This is a genomic window from Rathayibacter sp. AY1C6 (assembly GCF_002931535.1).
Lineage (GTDB): Bacteria > Actinomycetota > Actinomycetes > Actinomycetales > Microbacteriaceae > Rathayibacter.
Window position 1 is genome coordinate 36491 of the sequence record NZ_PSWC01000016.1, and the last position, 23333, is coordinate 59823.

The window sequence follows — 23333 nt, forward strand, 5'->3', positions numbered from 1 at the left end:
GGCGGCCGCGGGAGGCGGCCGCCCGCGGGGACTACTCGGCGACGTCGGCGCGGGCCGCGGCCCAGCGCGAGTTGAGGTCGGCGAACAGCGACTCCTTGTCGCCGGCGCCCGCACCGCGCGCGGCGTCGATCAGCTCCTGGCGGTAGGCGTTGCCGAACAGGTCGATCTCGGCCTCGTTGGCGATGTCGTTGATGACCGCCTCCTTGCCGACCGGGTCCGGGGCGAGCTCGAGGTACTGCACGCCGAGCGCGTCGAAGTCCGCGAGGGTGTCGGGAGCGGGGTCGCTGATCACGGGGCTGATCGCGCCCTGGCTCTCGGCGTAGCCGGACTCGTTCGTGAACCAGTCGATCCACGCGCGGGCGGTGGCCTTGTTGTCCGAGTTCTTGTTGATGGCGAGGAACTTGTCCGAGGCGGTCACCGAGGTGAAGGTCCCGTCCTGCGCCCACGGCATCGGCCAGAAGCCGATGACGTCGCGGGACTTCCCGGCCTTCTCGGCCGCGTCCTGCATCTGCGAGACGGCCCAGGAGCCGAGCACCATCGAGCCGATCTCCCCGCTCGCGAGGAGGTCCTTCGACTCCTCCCAGTTCGTGGTGGTCGGGTCCGCCTCGCTGAGGCCCTGCGCGACCGTGTCGTAGAGCAGGCCGTCGATGTTGTACTGGTCGTTGCCCTCGGTCCAGGGCGCGTCGTCCGCGATCATCTCGGTGCGGACGTCCGCCCCCTGCACCGTGCCGAGGTTGCCCTCGATCGTCGCGAGGGGCCAGCCGTCCTTGTAGTTCGTGTAATAGGGGACGACGCCGTCGGCCTTGATCTTCTCGAGGTCGGCGAGGTACTCCTCCTCCGTGGCGGGCGGATCGGTGATGCCCGCCGCGGTCCAGACGTCGCGGTTGAACACGTAGCCCATGGCCGAGCCGAAGGTCGAGACGCCGTAGGCGGTGCCGTCGAACGAGCCCTCGTTGGTGAAGCGGTAGGTCTTCGACAGCTCCTCCGTCGAGCCCAGCGGCTCGAAGTAGTCGGAGTAGTCGTCCTTGGTGACGTTGGAGCTCGGGATGAGCAGCACGTCGCCGTAGTCCTTCGAGTTCAGGCGGATCTTGGTGTCGCCCTCGTAGTCGGTCAGGGCCTCGAACTTCACTGTCGTCCCGGGGTACTTCCCCTCGAACGTCGTCGCGTAGTCGGCGAAGGTCGTGTCGACCAGGTCGGTGCGGTTGGTCAGCACAGTGATCTCGCCGGCCGGCTCGCCGGAGTCGTTCCCCGCCGATCCGCCGGAGCAGCCGGCGAGCGCGAGGGAGGACGTGACGGCGACGGCGACGATGCCGGTCAGCGTGGTCCTGCGGTTTCTGGTGGGTCGTTGCACGGGTGTTCTCCTCGGTAGGGCGTCGCGGTGCGACGGTGAGTGCAGTGGGTGCGGGACGGAGGTCAGTGACGGGCCTGCCACCAGTGCCGGATCGTCGGGAGGTACTGGCGCACCAGCGACTCCAGCCACGACGGCACGTGGGGGTGGGGCGAGGGCCCGGCCGTCGGCGGCGCGGTGGGAGTCGTCGGCGGTGCGGTGGGCGTCGTCGTCGGCGGGGTGGTCGGCGTCGTCGTGGGCGGAGCGGTCGGCGTCGGCGTCGGGGCGGGCCCGGCGGCGACCACCGTCGCCACGTCGTCGACGGTGAGGACTCCGGTCCCCGATCCGTTCACGTAGAGGGCGTACCGGGTCACCGAGGTCAGGTCGAGATCGGCCTCCGGGGCCCACGACGGCGGAGCGAAGGCTGAGAAGGGGACGACGGTCGGCCCCTCCGTCGCCGGGGTGACGGAGGCCTCCCAGTAGGCGCCGTTCGCGACGAACTGCACCGAGAACGGGGCCGCGGCGTCCACGTCGAGGGTCAGCCCGGAGTAGCCCCACCAGTTCTGCGGAGCATCGAACGTCTTCACGACGCCCGCGTAGCCGGCCGTGCCCGTGTCGTAGTCGAAGCGCGCGGCGCTGCCGGCGCCGGAGGGCACCAGCGTCGGCGCGATGGTGCCGCCTCCGCTGTTCCGGACGTAGGCCTCGCGGACCGCCGCGTCGTCGGCGTAGCCCTCGAAGTCGTCGACCACGACGGGCTCCGTCGGCACGGCCGAGGTCTCGAACGAGCGGACCTCGGACACGGCGGAGCCGACGCCGTTCACGGCGGTCACCCGCCAGGAGTAGCGCGTCTCGGGGGCGAGGTCGACGTCCGGGCGGACGGTGGTCGCGGTGAGCCCGGTCGTCTCCACGATCGGGTCGGAGAGGTCCTCCGATGCCGAGAGGGTGAAGCGGTAGAACGCGGCGTCGGCGGCGGGCTCCCACGAGAACGCGGGGGTCGCGGTGATCCCGTCGGCGCCGGCGGCCGGCGCGACGAGCGCGGGGGCGGCCGGGGCGCCGAGCGGAGCGGCGTTCGGCGAGAAGAGGTTCACGGAGCCGATCTGCGGCGTCCACGCCTCGCCCGGGCCCTGCGGCCACGAGACGCGCAGCTGGTTCACGCCGGAGAGGCCGCGCACCGACAGCGTGTACTGCTTCCAGTTCCCGGTGCCGCCGCGGGTGTCGACCGCGATCGGCGCCCACGTCGCACCGTCGGCCGAGCCCTCCACGGTGAGCGGGGCGACCGGCTGGTCGGGCCAGTACCAAGCCGTCACGTCGGCGCCGCTGATGTCGTCGAAGCTCCAGGTGAGGCTCGCCGGATCGGTGCTCTCGCGCTTCACGCGGGAGACGTCTCCGCCGAACTGCGCGGGCGAGCCGGAGTCGATCGCGAGGCTGCCCGTGCGGGCCGACACCTTCGAGAAGTCGTCGAGCGGGTCGGCGAGGGCCACCGCCTCCGCCGCGCTCGTGACGGTGGCGCGCTCGAGGGTGGCGCTGCCGCTCCAGGAGAGGCGGACGGCGTCGCCGTCGAGGCCGACCGCCCGGAGGGCGCCGCCGTCGACCGTGGTCGCGGCCGGAGTCCAGGTCGTCCCGTCGGTGCTCGTCGAGACGGTCGCGGCCGAGGGGTCCGAGAGGAGGAACTCGGCGGCGGTCACGCCGTCACGCTGCCAGGTGATGCTCGCAGCGCCCATCGCGGCGACGACTCCGCCGGCCGGCGTCGGCTCGAGCCGCGCGTTCTCGTGTGCCGAGCTGAGGGTCCAGGTCTGCAGCGGATCGACGAGCACCGTGCCGGCCTCGGGCGCGGCCACGGGGTCGGAGGCGGGGCCGGGGCGATCGCCCTCGCCGACCGCGACCACGCGGTAGCGCGCTCCGTCGGGCGAGTCGTAGTCGGTGACCGGGGAGGCGGAGGCGGAGACGGCGCCGTCGGTCACGTCGCTCCAGGCACCGCCGTCGACCGAGCGCTGCACGAGATAGCCCTGCGCTCCCGCGGTCCCGCGCCACGAGACGGTGGTGATGCCGTACACCTGGTCGAGGGCCGTGACGAGCGGGGCGCCGAGCTCGTGCCGGCCGGGCGTGCTGCCGACGGCCGCGCTGTAGCGCTCGACCGCGTCCACGCTCTCCCGCTCCCGCGCCGAATCGCCCGGATAGTGGAGGGTGAAGCCGTCGTCGTGCGGGACGAAGCCCCCGCGGTCGTTGTTCCCGAACAGCGACCAGAAGAACATGCCCGAGACGTTCCGGTCGGCCGCGGCCGCGTCGAGCAGCGTGGCGGAGGCGGCCGTCGAGGCGTACTCCCCCGCGATGTAGACCTTGCCCGCGTCCGCGACGGTCCGCGCGTCGGCCGAGACCCGCTCGGCGGTCGGCGGGTAGTAGTGGACGTCGACGATGTCGAGGTCCGGCGACGCGAGGGTGTCGGGATCGATGTCGAAGCGGCGGCCGGCGGCGACGAGCTGCTCCGGGGCCTTCTCCTTCAGGTGCGCGACCTGGGCGTCGATCCACTCGCGGGTCATGCCCTCGAGCTCGTTGCCCAGCTCCCACGCCATGATCGTCGGGTCGTCGACGAAGCGCGTCCCGGTGATCGTGTTCGTGTGGTCGAGCACGTGGTCGACGTAGTCCTGGTATGCCGCGATCGCGGCCGGGTCGGTGTAGAAGTCGTCCGACTCGAGGCCGAGCGGAGTCGTGAAGTCGCGGTGACCGCCGTGGTAGTACTCCCACTGGTCGGTGAGCGGCAGCACCAGGCGGATGCCGAGAGTGCCCGCGTAGGCGACCGCGAAGTCGATGGTGCGGAACGCCGCCTCGTTGTACTCGCCGAGCCGCGGCATCAGCGCGAGCGGGTCGGCGTCGTCCTGGCTGGTCGACGTCATCATGTGCGAGCGCACGACGGTGACCCCGAGCCCGGCCGCCGTGTCGAGGGCGTCCTTGATGCGGAAGTAGGTCGGGTAGTCGATCCCGCCGACGTTCTCGTCGAGGCCGAGCCAGTAGATGTTCGTCCCGCTGGCACGGAAGCGCTCGCCGTCGAGGGTGAGGGCGCTGCCGTCGCGCTGGACGAACGCGGTGTTGGCGCTGGTCCATTCGGCCGGCGCGGCCTGGGCGGCCTGGGCGGAGGACGCGGTCGCGACGAGGGTCGAGGCGACGACGGCGGCGATCGCTCCGCCGGCGAGGGCCGAGCGGAGGCGGGAGCGCCTCGGGGCGGGCGGTGCTGCGGCACGGGTCATGTGTGTTCCAGGGCTCCTTCGACCGGGGTGGAGGACCGGCTCGCGTCGTTCCGCTCTCGGGATCGGGGCTCGTCGCCCCGCCCTCGTCGGCCGGTCCTCGGACAGACTCCCCTGTCCTCCCCGTCGAGGTCAATATCAAAAGTAAATAATTTATGTAACGAATCGAGACGGCAGTGCGAGCACGCGGGGCGTGGTGACGGCCGTCGACCGGCGGTCGGAGATGCTCAGGCCGCCGGCGCGCCCGTGGATCCGCGCGGGACGATCACGACGGCAGGGCTGCTGATCGCGCGGCTCTCGCCGCCCGCGATGCCGGCCAGGAGCTCCCGGCCGGCGAGCATCCCGATGACCTGCACGTCGTGCGAGACCGCCGAGAGCGGGGGCTCGCTGAGCTGGCACTGCGCGGAGTCGTCCCAGGCGAGGAGCGAGAGCTCGCCCGGGACGACGACACCGCGATCGCGGGCCTCGTCGAGTCCGCCGAGCGCCATCAGGTCGCTGTCGAAGACGACCGCCGTCGGCCGCTCGTCGCCGTCGAGCAGGGCCGCCAGAGCTCGGGCCCCGGAGGCCCGCGAGTAGTCGCCCCCGGCCGTCGGTCCGGACACTCCGTGCCGCGCGCACTCCTGCGCGAACGTCTCCTCGCGGATGCGCGTGTGCAGCAGCTCCGCGGGTCCGGCGACGTGGCCGAGCCGGGAGTGGCCCTGACCGGCGAGGAAGTCGACGGCCGCGCGCATCGCGTTGTCGTCGTCCGTCCACACCGCGCGGAAGCCGACGGCGGCGCTCGGCGGGCCGATCACGACGGCGGGGAGGCCGAGGCCGCGCACGAACTCCGGCCGCGGATCCCCGTCCTCGAGGTCGACCAGGATCACGCCGCTCACCTCGCCGTCCTCGCTCCACCGCCGATAGGTCGCGAGCTCGGCGTCGGCGTCGGGCAGGACGTTGAGGAGCACCGAGTAGCCCGAGGGGCGGACCGCCCGCTCGACACCGGCGATGAACTCGTGGAAGTACGGCTCCGCGCCCATGATCTCGGTCGCCCGCACCAGGGCCAGGCCGATCGGTCTCGTCCGCGTCATCGCCACCGCCCTTCGTCGCCCGTCCAGAGTAGGGGGCCGATCGGCGCCGGAGCCGTCCCGTACGCTGACGAGCGGAACGGGAGGTGACGGCATGGCACGGCGCGAATCGACACCCGCGGCCCCCGGGAGCCGCGCCCTCGTCGTGGACCTGATCCGCTCCTCCGGGCCGATCAGCCGCGTCGAGCTGACCGCCGCGACCGGCCTCACCCAGCCCGCCATCTCGATGATCGTGCGCAAGCTCCTCACCGACGGCATCGTCCGCCAGACCGGCTCGACCTCGACCGGGGGCAAGCCGCGGCAGCTGCTCGAGATCAACGCGCGGGCGAGGATCGCCATCGGCCTGCAGCTCGGCTTCGAGTCGATCACCCTGGTCGCGACCGACACGGGCGGAGGCGTGATCGCACGCCAGCAGATCGACGGCGCCGCGCTCGCCTCCCCGGAGGAGGTCACCGCGCGCCTGGTCCGGGCCTACGACGACTTCATCCGCGGGACCGGGATCGACCGCGGCTCGATCGCGGGCGTGGCGGTCGTCGCTCCCGGCCCGATCGACCAGGCCGCGGGCCGCGTCCTCGGCCCGCCGACGCTGCACCACTGGCGCGACCACCCGCTCCGCCAGGAGCTCGGCGCCGGTCTGGGCGCGCCGATCCTGCTCGACAACGACGCCGCCGCCGCCGCGATCGGCGAGTTCTGGAGCCGCGGCGTCTCGCGGCACCGCACCTTCGGGAGCATCTACGTCGGCACCGGCATCGGGGCCGGCGTCGTCCTCGACGGCGCACTGCTGCGCGGGGCGAGCTCGAACGCGGTCGAGATCGGCCACGTCACGATCGTGCCGGGCGGGCGCGAGTGCTTCTGCGGCAACATCGGCTGCCTCGAGCGGTACGCCTCGCCGACGGTGGTCGTGGAGGAGGCGCGCTCCGACCGCGCCGCGTTCGCCGACCTCGACCTCGCCTTCCGCGCCGAGGAGCACGCCCGCGACTTCGACGTGCTCAGCCTGGCGGCGATCAACGGCCATCCGGCGGCCCTCGCCCTGATCGAGCGCGCGGCCGGGCACCTGGCCGACGGCGCTCTGATCCTGGCCAACCTGTTCGACCTCGACGAGCTGGTCCTCACCGGCCCCGGAGTCGCCATCGCCGGATCGATCCACACCCGCGCGATCCGCGCCCGCCTCGACGAGCGCCGCTTCGCCCGCCGGGCCCACCCGATCGAGGTCGAGCTCTCGAGCAACCCGCGCGACGCGGCCGCCGTCGGAGCGTCCTCCCTCGTGCTGCAGAGCACCCTCTCGCCCGGGCACGGGCCGGTGCTCCTGCAGCCCGGAGGGCGCGATGGCTGAGGCCGTCGTCTCCGCCGGCCGGCTGCTCGGGCGGACCGTCGAGACGCCGGACGGAGCGGCGCACGCGTTCCTCGGGGTGCCCTACGCGGGCGACCCCCGGCGCTTCCTCCCGGCTCCGCCGCTCGAGGCCTGGAGCGGACGGCGCGAGGCGCTGGAGCCCGGACCGCGGGCTCCGCAGACGTCGGGTGGAAGCGAGACCGGCTGCCTGACCGTGAACGTCTGGACGCCGGAGGCAGCCGAGGCCTGCCCGGTGATCGTCTGGATCCACGGGGGGCTGCACGTCGCCGGCTCCCCCTCCGAGCCCTTCTGCGACGGAGCACGGCTCGCCGCCCGGACCGGCACCGTCGTCGTGGCGCTCGGCCACCGGCTCGGCGCGCTCGGATTCCTCACCGTGGACCACCTCCTCGGCCACGAGTACCGCGACTCCGCGAACGCGGGCCTGCACGACACCGTCGCCGCGCTCGAGTGGGTCCGCGACGAGATCGCGGCGTTCGGAGGAGACCCCGGTCGGATCACGCTGGCCGGCCAGTCCGCCGGCGCGACGTCGGCCGCGATGCTGCTCGCAGCGCCCCGCGCCGAGGGCCTCTTCGCGCGAGCAGTGCTGCAGAGCGCGAACCCCGAGCGCGTCGGGTGCCGCGAGTACGGCGAGGAGGCGACGGCGGAGCTGCTGGACCTGCTCGGCGCGCCGCCGGAGCGGCTCCTCGACCTGCCCTGGCCTCGCCTGATCGAGGCGCAGGACCGCCTGCTCGCCCGCCGCTCGGCCGCGGGTCCGAACACCGTCGCCGTGTTCCGGGCGGGCCTCGACGGCCGCCTGCTGACCCGCGACCCGGTGTCCGCCGTCGCGGCGGGAGCCTCGAGCGGAGTGGATCTCGTCGTGACGACGAACGTCAACGAGGGCTCGGGCTCCGTCGACCTCCGGGCTCCCGACTCCGTCGAGCTGCGCGCACAGCTCGACCGGCACGTCGCCGACCTGCTTCCGGGAGGGGACGCGGGGGCCTATCGAGAGGCTCTGGCGGCCGACCTGGGCCGCACCCCCTCGGACGCCGAGGCCCTGGAGGCGTGCCTCGCCGACGAGATCTACCGGCAGCCGAGCCTGCGGCTGCTCGACGCCCGGGCCGCAGCGACCGGATCGACGCGCGCCGCCCTGTTCGCCTGGCGCGCCGACGACTCCCGCGGCGCGACCCACTCCCTCGAGCTGCCCTTCCTCTTCCGCAGCCTCGACGACGCCCGTGGCACGATCGGGCCCGCCCCGCAGCGCCTCAGCGACGAGGTCTCGTCGCGCTGGGCCGCCTTCGCGGCGACGGGCGACGCCGGCTGGCCCGAGTACGGATCCGAGCGCACAACGCTCGTGCTCGACGACCCCGTCCGGATCGTCGACGCTCCCCGCGAGCACCTGCGCCGCCTGATCGCGTCCCACCGCCGCTGATCCGCCCGGCCACTGGCCCCGTCCAGGCGGTTAGGTTAGGTTAACCTTCGCAACCCCCACCACCCCCTTCGAAGGATCGCCGTGCCCGCCACTCGCACCCCCCTCCGCCTGACCGCCGTCGCCTCGCTCGGCCTCGCCGCGCTGCTGCTCACCGCCTGCTCGGGAGGAGCCGACGCCGGCTCCGAGGGCACGTCCGAGAGCAGCGCCGCCGAGAGCAGCGAGGGCTTCCCCGTCACCGTCGACCACGCCTTCGGCAGCACCACCGTCGAGTCGGCCGACCGCGTCGTCGCGACGAGCTGGACCAACCAGGACGTGGCGCTCGCGCTGGGCGTGACCCCGGTCGGCTTCACCCGCGCCTCCTACGGCGACGAGGACGGCGACGGCCTGCTGGCGTGGACGAAGGAGGCGCTCGACGCCTCCGGCGCCGAGACCCCGACCCTGTTCGACGAGACCGACGGCGTGCCCTTCGAGGCGATCTCGGATCTCAGCCCGACCGTGATCCTCTCGGCCTACTCCGGCATCACCCGGCAGGACTACGACACCCTCAGCCAGATCGCCCCCACCGTCGCGTACCCGGGCCTGCCCTGGGGCACGACCTGGCAGGACTCCGCGAAGCTCGACGGCGCCGCGCTGGGCCTCGAGGACGAGGCCGTCGCGAAGGTCGGCGAGATCGAGAGCGACATCACGCAGACCACCGCGTCCTACCCGCAGCTCGCGGGCACCACGTTCATGTACGGCTGGTACGACCCGACCGACGCGAGCACCTTCACCTACTACACGCCGAACGACGCGCGCGTGAAGTTCGTCGAGGACCTCGGACTCGACGTCGCCCCGAGCGTCGCCGAGCTCTCCGGCGACTCGGAGGCGTTCAGCGGCACCATCAGCTCCGAGAACGCCGACCAGCTCGACGCCGACGTGCTCGTCGTCTACGGCGACGACACGACCCTCGCCGCGCTGCAGGCCGACCCGCTGCTCTCCAAGATCCCGGCCGTCGAGCGCGGCTCCGTCTACGTGCTGGAGGACGGCTCGTCTGCCGCCATGGCCACCTCGTCGCCGAACCTGCTCAGCATCCCGTGGGTGCTCGACGAGTACACCGCAGGCCTCGCCGCGGCCGCCGACAAGGTGTCGTGACCCGCACCGCACCCACCCGGAAGACGAGGGCGACCGCGCTGGCGGTCGCCCTCGTCGCGCTGGCCGTCGCGTCGGTCCTCTCGCTCGTGTACGGCTCCCGCGAGATCCCGCTCGGCGAGGTCTGGCCGGCGCTGACCTCGCCCGATCCGGCGTCCATCGTCGACGCCGCGGTGCAGGGGCGGGTGCCGCGGACGGTCCTCGCGATCCTGGTCGGCGCCGCGCTCGGGCTCGCCGGAGCCGTGATGCAGGGCCTGACCCGCAACCCGCTCGCCGATCCGGGCATCCTCGGCCTCAACTCCGGCGCCTCGCTCGCGGTCGTGCTCGGGATCGCCGGGGTCGGCGCGACGAGCCTGCCGCAGTTCATCTGGCTCGCGTTCCTCGGAGCCGCCGCCGCCGGGGCGTTCGTCTACGCGGTCGCCTCGCTCGGCCGCGAGGGCGCCACTCCGCTGAAGCTCGCCCTCGCCGGAGCCGCCACCGCCGCCGCGCTCACCTCCCTCATCAGCGCGGTCCTGCTCACCCAGGAGACCACGCTGAACCGCTTCCGCTTCTGGCAGGTCGGCGGAGTCGGCGGCGCCGAGACCGCGAGCATCCTGCAGGTCCTCCCGTTCCTCGCGGTCGGCGCGGTGCTGGCCCTCTCCAGCGCGCGAGGGCTCGACGCCCTGGCGCTCGGCGACGACCTGGCGACCGGCCTCGGCCGGCGCGTGGGGCGCATCCGCCTGGTCGCGGGGCTCGCGGCCGTGCTGCTCTGCGGCGCCGCGACCGCGATCGCCGGACCGATCGGATTCATCGGCCTGGTCGTCCCGCACCTCGCCCGCCGCGTCACCGGCCCCGCGCACGCCTGGCTGCTGCCCTCCTCCGCTCTGCTCGGCGCCCTGCTGCTGCTCGTCGCCGACGTGGTCGGCCGCGTGGTCGCCCGGCCGAGCGACGTCGAGGTGGGCATCGTGACCGCGCTGATCGGCGCCCCGGTGCTCATCGCGATCGTGCGCCGCTCGAAGGTGCGGGCGCTGTGAGGACCGCGGAAGCACCGGCCGCCGTCGGCATCGCGGCCGGCCGCACGCTGCGCCGTCGGCGCACGGTCATCGGCTGCGCCGTCCTCGCGGTGCTCGCGCTGGCGCTCGTCGTCGTCTCGCTCACGGTCGGCAGCACGGTCTACTCGGTGCCGGAGGTCGTCCGCGTGATCCTCGGCGAGACCGTGCCGGGCGCCTCCTTCACCGTGGGCACGCTGCGGCTGCCGCGCACCATCACGGCCGTCCTGGTGGGCGTGGGCTTCGGGATGGGCGGCGTGATCTTCCAGACGATGCTGCGCAACGCCCTCGCCAGCCCCGACATCATCGGCATCACCTCGGGGGCGAGCGCGGCGGCCGTCGTCGCGATCGCGTTCTTCGGGCTCTCGGGAGGCGCGGTCTCGGTGATCGCAGTCGCGGCCGGGCTCGCGACGGCCCTGATCATCGCCGGGCTGGCCGAGGGCGGCGGAGTGATCGGGGCGCGGCTGATCCTCATCGGCATCGGCGTCGCGGCGATGTTCCAGAGCGTGATCGCCTACGTGCAGACCCGCGCCGACTTCGAGGACGTCCAGGAGTCGCTGCGCTGGCTGACCGGCAGCCTCAACTCGGCCGCCTGGCCCTCCGTCCCGCCGCTCGCGCTGACGATGCTCGTGCTGGTGCCGCTGGCGCTGCTGCTCTCGGGCCGGCTCGGCGTGCTGCAGCTCGGCGACGAGTCGGCGACCGCGCTCGGGCTCGACGTGCGGCGCAGCCGGCTGGCCCTGCTCGCGGTCGGAGTCGGCCTCGTGGCCGTCGCGACCGCCGCCACCGGCCCGATCGCGTTCGTCGCCTTCGTCTCGGGGCCGATCGCGCGGCGGATCCTGCCGAGCGCGCGCACGCTGCTGATCCCCTCCGCCCTGGTCGGCGCGGTCGTGGTGCTCGCCGCCGACCTGCTCGCCCAGTACGTCGTCGGCGCGCTGTTCTCGGGCGCGCGCTTCCCGGTCGGTGTCGTCACCGGCGCCCTCGGCGCGCCCTTCCTGCTCTGGCTCCTCGCCCGCCGCAACCGCTCCGGAGGCTCCCTGTGACCGACGCCCCGCCCACCCTCGCCGCCGACGCGGTCACCCTCGCCTACGACGAGCGCGTGGTGGTCGACGGGCTCTCGCTCGCCGTGCCGCCCGGCCGGATCACGGTGATCGTCGGCGCGAACGCCTGCGGCAAGTCGACGCTCCTGCGCGCGATGGCGCGGCTGATCACCCCGCGCTCGGGGAGCGTCCTGCTCGACGGGCGCGCGATCCACCGGCTCCCGACGCGCCAGGTCGCGCAGCAGGTGGGCCTGCTGCCGCAGACCCCGATCGCGCCGGAGGGGATCGCCGTCTCGGACCTGGTCGCCCGCGGCCGCTACCCGCACCGGGGCCTGTTCGGCCGCGGCTCCGGATCGGACGACGACGCGATCGTCGAGGAGGCGCTGCGCGACACCGGCACGCTCGAGCTCGCCGACCGCCCCGTGGACGAGCTCTCGGGCGGGCAGCGCCAGCGGGTGTGGATCGCGATGGCCCTCGCCCAGCGGACCGACGTGCTCCTCCTGGACGAGCCGACGACCTACCTCGACGTGTCGCACCAGGTCGAGGTGCTCGACCTGCTCACCGACCTCAACCGCTCGCGCGGGACGACCATCGTGATCGTGCTGCACGACCTCAACCTCGCCGCCCGCTACGCCGACCACCTCGTCGCCGTGCGCGACGGAGCCCTGTACGCCTCGGGCACGCCCGCCGAGGTGGTGACGCCGGAGACGGTGCGCGCGGTGTTCGGGATGGAGTCGCGCGTGATCGAGGACCCGGTCTCGCGGACGCCGCTGGTGCTGCCCATCGGGCGCCACCACTCGGGCTGAGCCCGGCCGTTCAGGGCCGAGCGGTCAGGGCCGGCCGGTCAGGCCGGGGCCGCGGCCAGGGAGGCGCCGTCGACGAGCGTGCAGCGGAGGAGCTGCTGCTCCCGTCGCGCGGGGTCGCCCTCGATGAGGATCTGCACGGCGCGGCGCCCCATGTCGCGCCGGGGCAGCTCGAAGCCGGCCTGCCAGCCGGTGCGGTCGGCCGATCCGGAGAGCGACACCAGCGACAGGTCGCCCGGCACCGCCACCCCCTCGGCCTCGGCGGCCTCCTGCAGGAGGACGAACTGCTCCTCCTGCTCGGCGAGGACGACCGTGACGCCCTCGGCGGCGATCCGGCGGATCCACTCCCGCGGCGACGCCTCCGGCCCCGGCACGAGGTGGAGGAAGCCGTCGCCGAGCTCGGCCCGCGCGCCGGCCATGCGGTCGGTGTACGACTCGACGCCCTCGCCGTGGCCGGCGTAGGCGAAGCGGGTGTGGCCGAGGGCGCGCGCGCAGGAGATCAGCTCGCGGACGATCGACGCGTAGTCGGCGGCCACGTAGGGCACGGGCCCGCCGGCGTCGTCGCGGCGGCCGATGCTGACGAAGGAGAAGCCGCTCGCGTTGAGGAACTCGAGCTCCTCGCGGGGCATGCGCTGCCCGAGGAGGATGCAGGAGTCGGCCAGGCGCAGCCGGGTGGTGCCGCCGCTGAGGCCGCCGCGACGGCCGCCGACGCGACCGCTGGTCAGCAGGAGGAGGTCGATGTCGCGGTTCTGCGCCTCCTCCTCGATGCCGGCGAGGAACGGGTGGAAGAAGTCCTCGCGGTCGAGCGGGAACAGGCTCTCGTAGGTGTAGACGCCGATCATGCCGGTGCCGACCTGCTTGAGGCGGCGCGCGATGGGGTCGGCGACGTACCCCGTCTCCTGGATCGCCTTGAGGATCCGCGCCCGCGTCGCCTCCGGGACCCGGGCGAGCTGCTCGCCCTTGTCGTTGAGCACGAACGACACCGTCGTCTGGCTGACTCCCGCGAGACGCGCGATGTCCTTCTGCGTGATCCGCGGCACCCGGACACCCCCGCTTCATCCTGGTAATAGGTATTACGTCTTGACCTCAGGCTACCGATGACGAAGGATCGCCGTACGCCCATCCGGGGCGAGAGAGGGCGGAACGTCGACGATGATGAATCCCGCAGACCCAGACAACCAGACCACGGCCTCCCCGAGGCCCGATCGGCAGCACAAGCCCGATCAGCAGCCCGAGCACGATCCGCAGCGCAGGCCCGACAACTCGCGCCGCCTCTTCCTCGCCGGGGGCGCCGCCGCCCTCGCCGGCGCGGCAGGGGCCGTCGGCGCCGCCACTCCGGCCGCCGCCGCGCCCCCGGCCGACGCTCCCGGGCAGAAGAAGCGCCTGAGCGTCACCGAGGGGCCGATCTCACCGCTCGACAAGGAGTTCCGCTGGGACGACCGCGCCGGCGCCGACAACACCCGCGCGGTGCAGGCGGCCATCGACAAGGCGATGACCGCTCCGGGCGGCGAGGTGTCGCTGCCCGCCGGCGAGATCCGGGTCACGGGCCTCGCGGTCGACTACCGCGGCTACCCGGTGCAGCCCGAGAACGGGCCGCCCTACGGCTACGCCGGGCCGAAGATCGTCGGCGCCGGCATGCGCCAGACGAGGATCGTCCAGATCGAGGGCTCGACCCGCGACATCTTCACCGTCTCCGGCCAGACCGGCGACGCGGCCGGCCCCGCCAACAACAACAAGGCCACCGGCGTCGTCCTCGCCGACTTCGAGATGACGGGCACGCCCTCCGGCGGCCACGGGATGTCGCTGCGCTCGCTGGTCAACTGCGAGTTCCGCAACCTGTGGATCCAGAAGACCGGCAAGTCGGGCATCTTCCGCGAGCGCGCCACCTTCGTCTCGGGCGTCGACGACGAGTACTCGTACGCCAACTCCTGGAACAAGATCAAGATCGTCGCCCCCGCCGGCTGGGGCGTGGAGGACTCGGGCAAGGCCTCCATCGGCGGCTCGATGACCAACGTCGAGGCGATCAGCCCCGGCCTCGGCGGCTTCCTCCTCGCGCCTACGAACATGACGCTGCTCGACTGCCAGGCCATCGGCGGCACGGTCGGCCTCCGGTCGATCCGCAACGAGAACCGGCGCTCGGTCAACTCCGGCCTGACCCTGATCAACTTCCGCTCGGAGGGCTCCCGCGACGGCTGGGAGGTGCTGATCGAGGCCGGCACGAGCCACATGATCGTGAACCCGAACTTCTTCCCGACCTCGGGCGCGAACTGCCTCGGCGTCGGCCTGACGAACGGCGGAGCGGACTTCGAGGTGCGCAACCTCACCGTCCTCGGCGGCTTCTACGGGCTCAGCCTCGGCCGCTTCCCGCAGCAGAAGGCGATCGTGCTGGGCAGCGACTCCTCCCAGACGCGCCTCGTGAACCCGTTCATCGAGCGCGGCGCCGCGGGAGTGGACGAGGGCTCGCTGATCGTCGACGACGGACGCCTGACCTCGTTCGAGCTCGGCCGCGGCCGGGTGGAGCGCGCGGCCGGCTACACCACGGTCGCCCGCGCCCCCGAGACCATCCCGACCCCTCCGGCCGGACAGGTCAACGAGGGCTGGGAGCGCTCCGGCGACACCTGGCGGAAGGTGGCCGTCTTCCCCGACGGGCACCGCGTCGTCATCGCCTCCTGACCCCGGGCGGCGGCGCCCTCCGCGCCGCCGCCCTCCCCCACTGCACACGGAACGAGCACCAGAACGCATGCATGACGACAGCACCCGCATCGAAGCCCGCATCGCCCGCTTCCGCGCCGAGAGCCTCCGGCCGGCGATCCACCGGGCGGTCGAGCCGCTCGGGATCGAGTCGTGGACCGCTCCGGGCGAGCCGGTCCCCTTCGACCAGGCGCGGGCCGCGTCCTACGCGCCCGCCCGCATCGGGGAGCCGTGGGGCGCCCCCTGGGGCACCGTGTGGTTCCACGTGCGCGGCGAGATCCCCGCCTCCTGGGTCGGCGTCGACGGCTGCGAGCCCGAGCTCGTCGTCGACCTCGGCTACACCGGCGCCCAGTCCGGCTTCGAGGCGGAGGGGCTCGTCTTCACCGCGACCGGCACGGTCGTGAAGGCCGTCGAGCCGTTCAACCAGTCGGTCCCGCTCGACCGGCTGCCCGGCCGCGAGGCGGGCGACCGCACGGTCGAGCTCTACATCGAGGCCGCCGCCAACCCGAACATCACCGGCGACTGGTCCTTCACCCCCACGGCGCTCGGCGGCCGCCCCGCCGACGGCGCCCTGCCGTCCGACCCGCTCTACCGCCTCCGCCGTCTCGAGCTCGGGCTGCTCGACCGGGAGGTCTGGGAGCTGGAGCAGGACATGGCCGTGCTCGTCGGGCTGATCGGGCAGCTGCCCGAGTCCTCCCAGCGCCGCGCCGAGATCGTGCGCGCCCTCGACCGCGCCGTCGACGTCCTCGATCCGGACGACGTGTCCGGCACCGCCGCCGCCGGCCGGGAGGCGCTGCGGACCGTCCTCGAGCGCCCCGCCTCGGCCAGCGCGCACCACCTGCACGCCGTCGGCCACGCCCACATCGACTCCGCCTGGCTCTGGCCCGCCCGCGAGACCGCCCGCAAGGTGGCGCGCACCTTCTCCAACGTCTGCGACCTGATCGAGCGCGAGGAGGGCTTCGTCTTCGCCGCCTCCTCCGCGCAGCAGTACGCGTGGCTGAAGCGCGACCACCCGGAGCTGTTCGAGCGCGTCCGCGGCCACGTGCTCGCGGGCCGCTTCGTGCCGGTCGGCGGTATGTGGGTCGAGTCGGACACGAACATGCCCGGCGGCGAGGCGCTCGTGCGCCAGCTGCTCGAGGGCAAGCGCTTCTTCCTCGACGAGTTCGGGATCGACACCGAGGAGGTCTGGCTCCCGGACTCCTTCGGCTACTCCGCCGCGCTGCCGCAGATCATCGCCGGAGCAGGCGGGCGCTGGTTCCTCACGCAGAAGATCTCGTGGAACGAGACCAACACGATGCCCCACCACACCTTCTGGTGGGAGGGCATCGACGGCACCCGCGTGTTCACGCACTTCCCGCCCGTCGACCTCTACAACTCCGACCTGTCCGGCGAGGACCTCGCCCGAGCCGAGCGCCAGTACGCCGAGAAGGGCAGCGGCACCATGTCGCTCGTGCCCTTCGGCTACGGCGACGGCGGAGGAGGCCCCAACCGCGAGATGATCGCGGCCGCCCGCCGCACGCGCAGCCTCGAGGGCTCGCCGACCGTCGAGCTGTCCACACCCCGCCGCTTCTTCGAGGAGGCGCAGGCCGAGTACCCGGACGCGCCCACCTGGTCGGGCGAGCTCTACCTCGAGTTCCACCGCGGCACCTACACGTCGCAGGCGCGCACCAAGCAGGGCAACCGCCACAGCGAGCACCTGCTCCGCGAGATAGAGCTGTGGGCGACCACGGCCCTCGTCCGCGCCGGGGTCCCGTACCCGGCCGACGAGCTGCGCGAGATGTGGCGGACGGTCCTCCTGCAGCAGTTCCACGACATCCTGCCCGGCACCTCCATCGCCTGGGTGCACCGCGAAGCGGAGGAGAACTACGCCCGCATCGCGCAGCGTATCGAGGAGATGATCGCCGAGGCCGTCCGGGCCCTCGCCGGCGAGGGCTCCGCGGAGCTGCTGGTGAACTCCTCCCCCTTCGCCGTCGGGGGCGTGCCGGCGCTCGGCGCGGCCGCGGCCGACCCCGCCGCGGAGCACTCGGCCCCGACGCTCCGCTCCGACGGCGACGCCCACGTCCTCGACAACGGGCTCGTCCGGGTGCGGATCGGCGCCTCCGGGCTCCTCGAGTCGGTCGTGGACCTCGCGAGCGGCCGGGAGGTCGTGCCCGCCGGCGCCGCCGCGGGGCTCCTCCAGCTCCACCGCGACACCCCGAACAAGTGGGACGCCTGGGACCTCGACGACAACTACCGCCGCACGGTGGAGGACCTCGTCGGCGTCGACTCGGTCCGCGCCGGCACCGTGAGCGACCCGCTCGGCCGCGAGGTGCCGGCGGTCGTGATCACCCGCTCGTTCGGCGGCTCCACGGTCGTGCAGACCGTCTCGCTGCAGATCGGCCGGGCGGCCGTCGACCTCGACATCGACATCGACTGGCACGAGCGCCGCAAGCTGCTCAAGCTCGCCTTCCCGCTCGACCTGCTCTCGGACCGGGCGACGTCCGAGATCCAGTTCGGCCACGTGCACCGCCCGACCCACGTGAACACGACGTGGGACGCCGCCCGCTTCGAGACCGTCGCGCACCGCTGGGTGCACGTCGGCGAGCCGGGCTTCGGCGTCGCGGTCGTCAACGACTCCACCTACGGGCACGACATCACCCGCGACCGCGCCGCGGCCGGCACCCCGACGACCACGGTCCGGCTCTCGATCCTGCGCGCGCCGCTGTTCCCCGACCCGGACGCCGACCAGGGCCGCCACCGCCTCGCCGTCTCGCTCGTGGTCGGCGCCGAGCTGCCCGACGCCGTCGAGGCCGGCTACGCGCTGAACACCCCGGTCCGCAGGCTCACCGGCGCCGCGCCCGTCGCTCCCCTGGTGTCGATCGACGACCCCTCGGTGATCGTCGAGGCCGTGAAGGCGGCGGACGACGGGAGCGGCGACGTGATCGTGCGGCTCTACGAGTCGCTCGGCCGCCGCGCCGCAGCGACCCTCCGCGCCGCCTTCGCCGTCCGGGCGGTCACTCGCACCGACCTGATGGAGCGCCCGACCGAGCAGGTCCGCATCGAGAGCTCCGTCGAGGCGGAGTCGGCCGACGTGCGCCTCGAGCTGCGTCCGTTCGAGATCGCGACGGTGCGCCTGGCGCGCTGAGCGCGAGGGGGACGCGGGGCGGGAGCAGGCCGGGCCGGCTTGCTCCTGCCCCTGCGTCATGTGGTCTGCTCGATGCACAAGGTCCCGATCGGAGAGGTCCCCCATGCAGTCGTTCCCCGCCCCGCCCCGCCAGGTGCAGATCGGCGACGCCGCCGCGTTCGCCGGCGTCACTCCGCGGGCGATCCGCCACTACCACCGGCTCGGCCTGCTCCCCGAGCGCGAGCGGGGCGGAGACGGCCGTCGGCGCTACGGCTACGACGACATCATCCGGTTGCTCTGGATCCGCCGCCTGGCCGACGCCGGGGTCGCGCTCGAGGACATCCGGGACGCCTTCGCCGTCGCAGCCCCGGCCGGCGCCGAGGACAGCGCCGACCGCGAGGACGAGGTCGCGGGCGTCCTCGCGCGGCTGGACGACGCGCTCGCCGCGCAGGAGGAGGAGCTGCAGCGGAAGCGGGCCTCGGTCCGGCGCATGCGGACCCTCGGCGGCCGGCTGGGGCTGCTCGACGACATCGTCTCGCGCCGCCTCGAGGGCGCACCCGAGGGCTCGCTGCGCCAGGCCGACCTCGACACCCTGCTGGTCACCGAGCGGATGTTCGGCCCGCTGGGCGCCGTGTCCCAGGCCGGCCGCTTCGTCGTCCTCGCCGCCGATCCGGCGCTGCGGGCGGAGGCCGACCGCGTCGACGCCGCCGAGGAGGCCCTCGACGACACGGTCGCCGAGGACGACCCCCGGGTGGAGCAGGTGGCGCGGGAGCGGCACGCCTTCGAGGCCCGGCTGATGCGCGTCGTCGAGGAGTCCGGTCAGCTCGAGGAGGACGAGGCCATCTTCGACGCGTGGGACGAGGCGCACCCGCCCGAGGACCCCGCGCCGGCCCCCGATCCCGCACAGGGCTCCCGCGCCCGGAGCGCCGGCGAGATCATCCGGAGCCTGCCCTACGACGTCTCGCCGGCCCGCCTGCGCGCCATGGACCTGGCGATGCGGCTCGGGATGGAGGAGGCGCCGACGCCCTGAGGCGCGGGGTCACGCCCGTCCGGTCACAGGACCTCTCGCAGCACCTCCAGCGCCCGCTCGCGGTCGCCGACCCCGCCGCCCTCGTGCCCGCTGTACGGCCACACGTCGATCGACGTCTCGCCGCCCGAGACGTTGTGGGAGGCGAAGACCGTCGAGGGCGGGCAGATCGGGTCCATCAGGCCGACCGAGCGGTGCACCCGGCAGCGCAGGCGCCGCGAGAAGTGGACGCCGTCGACGTAGGAGAGGGTCCGCTCGACGGCGTCGAGGTCCTCGGGGCGGGTCGCCAGGTAGCGGGCGATCTCGACGTAGGGCGCCTCGTTCGTGACGGTCGTCGCGCGCAGGACGTCGGAGAGGAAGGGCACCAGGGCGATCGCCGCGCGCACCCGGGGGCGCAGCGCCGCCGCGGCGGTCGCGAGCGCTCCGCCCTGGCTGCCGCCGAAGACCGACACGCGGTCCGGGTCCAGCCCGGGGAGCGCCTCCACCGCGTCGACGGCGAGCGCCGCGTCCGCGATCAGGCGCCGGTAGTAGTACGTCTCGGGCGACTCGATGCCGCGGGTCGTGACCCCGGGGTACGCGGGTCCGCTGCCGTGGGGGTCGGGGGTGGCTCCGGAGCGGGCGAGGCGGCCGGCTCCCTGGCCTCGCGCGTCGACGACCAGGTGCGCGTACCCGGCGGAGGCGATCCAGAGGTGCTCGATCGGACGGCCCCGTCCGCTGCCGTACCCGGGGTACTCGATCACCACGGGGAGCGGGGCGCCCGGGTCGACCGCGGGGGTCACCAGCCAGGCGGCGATCGGCTCGCCCGCGAAGCCGGGGAACCGCACGTCCCGCACCCGCACCAGCGGGAGGCCCGCGTCGACCGGCGCGGCGCTCACGGCGGGGCCGCCCTCCCGCCCGAGCGCGAGGGTGACCCGCCAGAAGGCGTCGAAGTCGTCGGGCTCCGCGACCTCCGCACGGAACTCGCGGAGGGCGGCGAGGGGGCGATCCGTGAACACCGGGTCAGCCTTTCAGACCGGAGTGCGCGAGCCCTTCCACGAACTGCCGCTGAGCGAGGAGGAACACGGCCAGCACGGGCACGACCGTCATCGTCGCCGCGGCGAGCTGCACGTCCCACATCTCCCCGCCGTAGGCGTCGGTGAAGCGGGTGAGCGCCTGGGGCAGGGTGAAGAGCTCGGGCGAGGTCAGGTAGACCGTCGGCTCGAGGTACATGTTCCAGGACCCGAGGAAGGTCAGGATCGCGACGGCCGACAGCGCGGGCTTGGACAGCGGCAGGAAGATGCGCCGCCAGATCCCGAAGCGGCCGAGGCCGTCCAGGCGCGCGGCCTCCTCGAGCTCGCCGGGCATCGCGATGAAGTACTGCCGCATGATGAACGTGCCCAGCACCGCCGGCGCTCCGACCATCGGCACCAGCAGCAGCGGCACGTGGGTGTCGATGAAGCCGAGCTGCCGGAAGATCTGGAACAGCGGGATGATCGTCACCTCCGTCGGCACCAGCAGGCCGGTCAGGACGACGAGGAACACCGCGTTGCGTCCCGGGAACGGGATCCGGGCGAAGGCGTAGCCGGCCAGGCTCGACACCAGCAGCGTCACCACGGTGACCGTGACCGCGATGTAGAGGCTGTTCCAGTACTGGAGCGCGAACGGCTGGAACCGGAACGCCTCGGCGTAGCCCGCCAGGCTCGGCGAGTCCGGCAGCAGGGTCGGCGGGTTCGAGAAGATCTCGTTCACCGGCTTGAACGACGAGGCGATCATCCAGAACGTCGGCACCGCGAACGGCAGCACGAGCAGGATCAGCGTCACGACGAGCAGGGCGGTCATGAGCGGGCTGCGGCCGCGGCGGCGCTTGACGGGCGGCTCCGGGACGGCTTCGAGGCGTGGCGTGAGCGGGGTCCCCTGCTCGACGACGGCGTCAGTTCTCATAGAAGACCCATTTCTTGCGCAGCTGCCACTGCACGACCGTGAGGATCAGGACGAAGAGGAGCAGCATCAGCGAGAGCGTCGCGCCGTAGCCGATGTCGCTGAACTCGAAGGCCTGTTGGAACACGTAGTAGACGAGCACTGTCGTCGACAGCTCGGGCCCGCCCTCGGTCAGGACGGCGACCTGCGCGAACGCCTGCAGCGAGCCGACGATCGTGAGGATGCCGGTGAGGAGCAGGGTGGGCGAGATGAGCGGGAGCGTGATCCGGAAGAAGATCGCGCGGGGGCTCGCGCCGTCCAGGCGGGCCGCCTCGTAGAGGTCGCCCGGCACTCCCTGCAGCGCGGCGAGGAAGAGCACCATGTTGACGCCGACGCTGCGGATGACCTGCGTGACGATGACGCTCGCCATCGCGGTGGGCCCCTCCTGGAGCCAGTTCGGCCCGTCGAGGCCGACCAGCGAGAGCAGGCCGTTGATCGCGCCGTTGTCCTGGAGGAGGAAGCCCCAGACGAGGGTCCAGGCGACCACCGAGATGACGACGGGCGAGAAGAAGAGCGTGCGGAACAGGGCGCCGCCCGGGATCCTCCGGTTGAGCAGCACGGCCAGGCCCAGCCCGAGGGCGAGGTTCAGGACGACCACTCCCCCGGAGAAGACCGCGGTCGTGCCGAGCACCGCGCCGATGCTCGGGTCGTTGATCGCCCGCTCGTAGTTCTCGCCGCCCACGAAGGTCATGGAGCCGGTGAAGACGTTCCACTCGTTGAGGCTGAACCAGACCGCGAGCCCGACGGGCAGCAGCACGAACACGATCACACCGAGCAGCTGGGGCGCGATGAAGAGCCAGCCGGCGAGCGCGTCGCGGCGCCGGAGGTTCCAGTAGGCGCCGGCGGGAGCGGATCGGCGGCTGTCCGTCGAGGTCGCGGTCACGGGATCACTTCCCCTGGAGGACGGGCGCGATGGCGTCGCAGACGCCTCCGAGCACCTCGGCGACGTCGGCATCGGCCGACCACATGCGGTCCAGCGCCGTCTTGCCGACCGAGGTGATCTCGGCGGGGCTCGTCACCGGAGGGGTGGCGGACACGTCGGCGAGCTCGTCGACCACGACGCGGTCGAGCTGCTCGGCGCTGAGGCGCGTGTTGACCTTCGCCAGCTCCTCACCGGACAGCAGCGACTCGCGGGGCGGCGGGAAGAACTGCGCGAGCTTGGCGGAGTTCTCCGGGTTGGTCATGAACGAGAGGAAGCCGGTCGCCTCCTCCACGTGGTCGCCGCCTGCGAGCGCGGCCATGCCGGCCTGGCCGATGTTGCCGTACTCGCCGGCGGGGCCGACGGGCAGCGGGTAGATCTCGAACGGGAACGAGCCGTCGAGCAGGCTCGCCCGCGAGACCTGCGCGGTCGTGAACGCGGCGTCGCCGGCGAAGAAGTCCGCCGTCACGCCGGGTCCGGGGGTCGCGCCGCTGACGTAGACCGAGTCGTGGAAGAACTGGAACGCCTCCACCATCTCGGGCGAGTCCATCGTGCACTGGGTCCCGTCGTCGCTCCACGGCTGGGCTCCCCAGCCCGCCCAGAGGTTCGCGAGGCTCAGCCAGCCCGAGAAGTCGAAGTCGCGGATGATGTAGCCGGCCTTGCCGGTCGACTCGTTGACGGCCGCGCCGATGCGGTCGACGTCCTCCCAGCTGAGCGTCGCGGGGTCGACGGTCTGCCCGGCCTGCGCGATGAGGTCCTGGTTCACGTACAGCGCGAACGGCGAGTTGGAGAACGGGTACGCGTAGAGCTCGCCGTCCTGGCTGAACGACTGCGCCACGCTGGGCAGGATGTCGTCGTACTCGTAGCCCTCGGTCCCCTCGAAGGTCTCGGTCAGCGGAGCGAGCGCTCCGGCGTCGATCAGGTCCTTCGCGATGTCGCCGACCCAGGCGAGGTCGGGGGCGTTGCCGCCCGCGGCCTGCGTGGTCAGGGTCGAGTTGTAGTCCGCGAACGGGAGGGACTCGAAGGTCACGGACTCGATCTCGGGGTGGTCGGCGATGTACTCGTCGGCCATCGAGTCGAACAGGGCGAGCTGCTTCTCGTCGGAGGTCCAGACGGACATCCTCAGAGCGACGGGTGCTGAGTCGTCACCGCCGCCGGCGGCGCCGCAGCCCGAGAGGGCGGCGATCACTCCGACTGCGGCGAGCGAGGCCATCAGCTTCTTCGCTGGTCTCATCGTCTCTCTTTCTCC

The 23333-nt window shown here is 73.2% G+C and carries 17 protein-coding genes; 9 read left to right on the plus strand and 8 right to left on the minus strand.

Features of this window, described 5'->3' with window-relative positions:
- Window positions 1-31 precede the first annotated feature (31 nt).
- From C5D36_RS10895 to C5D36_RS10905, 3 genes are all read right to left on the minus strand, one after another.
- Window positions 32-1351, minus strand: coding sequence for an ABC transporter substrate-binding protein (locus C5D36_RS10895; RefSeq protein WP_244230529.1), 1320 nt, complete (start codon window positions 1349-1351; stop codon window positions 32-34).
- A gap of 62 nt (window positions 1352-1413) precedes the next feature.
- Window positions 1414-4569 (minus strand): cellulase family glycosylhydrolase, encoded by a 3156-nt coding sequence (locus C5D36_RS10900; RefSeq protein WP_104295820.1) that lies wholly within the window; start codon window positions 4567-4569, stop codon window positions 1414-1416.
- Between the two features lie 224 nt (window positions 4570-4793).
- Window positions 4794-5636, minus strand: a complete 843-nt coding sequence (locus C5D36_RS10905; RefSeq protein WP_219812374.1) for a LacI family DNA-binding transcriptional regulator — start codon at window positions 5634-5636, stop codon at window positions 4794-4796.
- 91 nt (window positions 5637-5727) lie between these two features.
- Between C5D36_RS10905 and C5D36_RS10910 the strand changes: the two genes are divergently transcribed.
- From C5D36_RS10910 to C5D36_RS10935, 6 genes are all read left to right on the plus strand, one after another.
- Window positions 5728-6966: an ROK family transcriptional regulator gene (locus C5D36_RS10910; protein WP_104247753.1), complete on the plus strand. Its 1239-nt coding sequence runs from the start codon at window positions 5728-5730 to the stop codon at window positions 6964-6966.
- On the plus strand, window positions 6959-8392 hold the full coding sequence (locus C5D36_RS10915) for a carboxylesterase/lipase family protein (RefSeq protein ID WP_104295821.1): 1434 nt from the start codon (window positions 6959-6961) through the stop codon (window positions 8390-8392). Before C5D36_RS10910 ends, C5D36_RS10915 begins: the two co-directional genes overlap by 8 nt.
- A gap of 81 nt (window positions 8393-8473) precedes the next feature.
- Window positions 8474-9523, plus strand: a complete 1050-nt coding sequence (locus C5D36_RS10920) for an iron-siderophore ABC transporter substrate-binding protein (RefSeq protein WP_181072864.1) — start codon at window positions 8474-8476, stop codon at window positions 9521-9523.
- Window positions 9520-10533: an iron ABC transporter permease gene (locus C5D36_RS10925; RefSeq protein WP_104224306.1), complete on the plus strand. Its 1014-nt coding sequence runs from the start codon at window positions 9520-9522 to the stop codon at window positions 10531-10533. The genes C5D36_RS10920 and C5D36_RS10925 overlap by 4 nt, the downstream gene beginning before the upstream one ends.
- Window positions 10530-11588 carry an iron chelate uptake ABC transporter family permease subunit gene (locus C5D36_RS10930; protein WP_104238784.1) on the plus strand — a complete coding sequence of 353 codons (1059 nt, stop codon included), beginning with the start codon at window positions 10530-10532 and terminating at the stop codon, window positions 11586-11588. The genes C5D36_RS10925 and C5D36_RS10930 overlap by 4 nt, the downstream gene beginning before the upstream one ends.
- The gene (locus C5D36_RS10935; RefSeq protein ID WP_104224308.1) at window positions 11585-12391 is read left to right on the plus strand and encodes an ABC transporter ATP-binding protein; all 807 of its coding nucleotides are present in this window, start codon (window positions 11585-11587) and stop codon (window positions 12389-12391) included. Before C5D36_RS10930 ends, C5D36_RS10935 begins: the two co-directional genes overlap by 4 nt.
- Window positions 12392-12429: 38 nt before the next feature.
- On the opposite strand, the gene C5D36_RS10940 is transcribed toward C5D36_RS10935, so the two are convergent.
- A complete protein-coding gene (locus C5D36_RS10940) occupies window positions 12430-13428 on the minus strand; it encodes a LacI family DNA-binding transcriptional regulator (RefSeq protein ID WP_104227154.1) in 999 nt (332 codons plus the stop codon).
- Window positions 13429-13540: 112 nt separating this feature from the next.
- Between C5D36_RS10940 and C5D36_RS10945 the strand changes: the two genes are divergently transcribed.
- The 3 genes from C5D36_RS10945 (at window position 13541) to C5D36_RS10955 (ending at window position 19212) form a co-directional block, all read left to right on the plus strand.
- Window positions 13541-15061, plus strand: coding sequence for a hypothetical protein (locus C5D36_RS10945; protein WP_104234018.1), 1521 nt, complete (start codon window positions 13541-13543; stop codon window positions 15059-15061).
- Window positions 15062-15128: 67 nt separating this feature from the next.
- A complete protein-coding gene (locus tag C5D36_RS10950; protein ID WP_104295822.1) occupies window positions 15129-18203 on the plus strand; it encodes a glycoside hydrolase family 38 C-terminal domain-containing protein in 3075 nt (1024 codons plus the stop codon).
- A gap of 103 nt (window positions 18204-18306) precedes the next feature.
- Window positions 18307-19212 (plus strand): MerR family transcriptional regulator, encoded by a 906-nt coding sequence (locus C5D36_RS10955; RefSeq protein ID WP_219812594.1) that lies wholly within the window; start codon window positions 18307-18309, stop codon window positions 19210-19212.
- Between the two features lie 23 nt (window positions 19213-19235).
- Here C5D36_RS10955 and C5D36_RS10960 read toward each other — a convergent pair whose 3' ends face one another.
- The 4 genes from C5D36_RS10960 to C5D36_RS10975 are packed head-to-tail and all read right to left on the minus strand — an operon-like array spanning window position 19236 to window position 23318.
- Window positions 19236-20204: an acetylxylan esterase gene (locus tag C5D36_RS10960; RefSeq protein WP_104295824.1), complete on the minus strand. Its 969-nt coding sequence runs from the start codon at window positions 20202-20204 to the stop codon at window positions 19236-19238.
- A 4-nt stretch (window positions 20205-20208) separates the two neighbouring features.
- A complete protein-coding gene (locus tag C5D36_RS10965; RefSeq protein ID WP_244229554.1) occupies window positions 20209-21129 on the minus strand; it encodes a carbohydrate ABC transporter permease in 921 nt (306 codons plus the stop codon).
- Complete coding sequence (locus C5D36_RS10970; protein WP_159912158.1) at window positions 21119-22048, minus strand: carbohydrate ABC transporter permease; 930 nt, start codon at window positions 22046-22048, stop codon at window positions 21119-21121. Before C5D36_RS10970 ends, C5D36_RS10965 begins: the two co-directional genes overlap by 11 nt.
- Before the next feature lie 4 nt (window positions 22049-22052).
- Entirely contained in the window at window positions 22053-23318 is a 1266-nt protein-coding gene (locus tag C5D36_RS10975; protein WP_104224315.1) for a sugar ABC transporter substrate-binding protein, read from the minus strand.
- Window positions 23319-23333 lie beyond the last annotated feature (15 nt).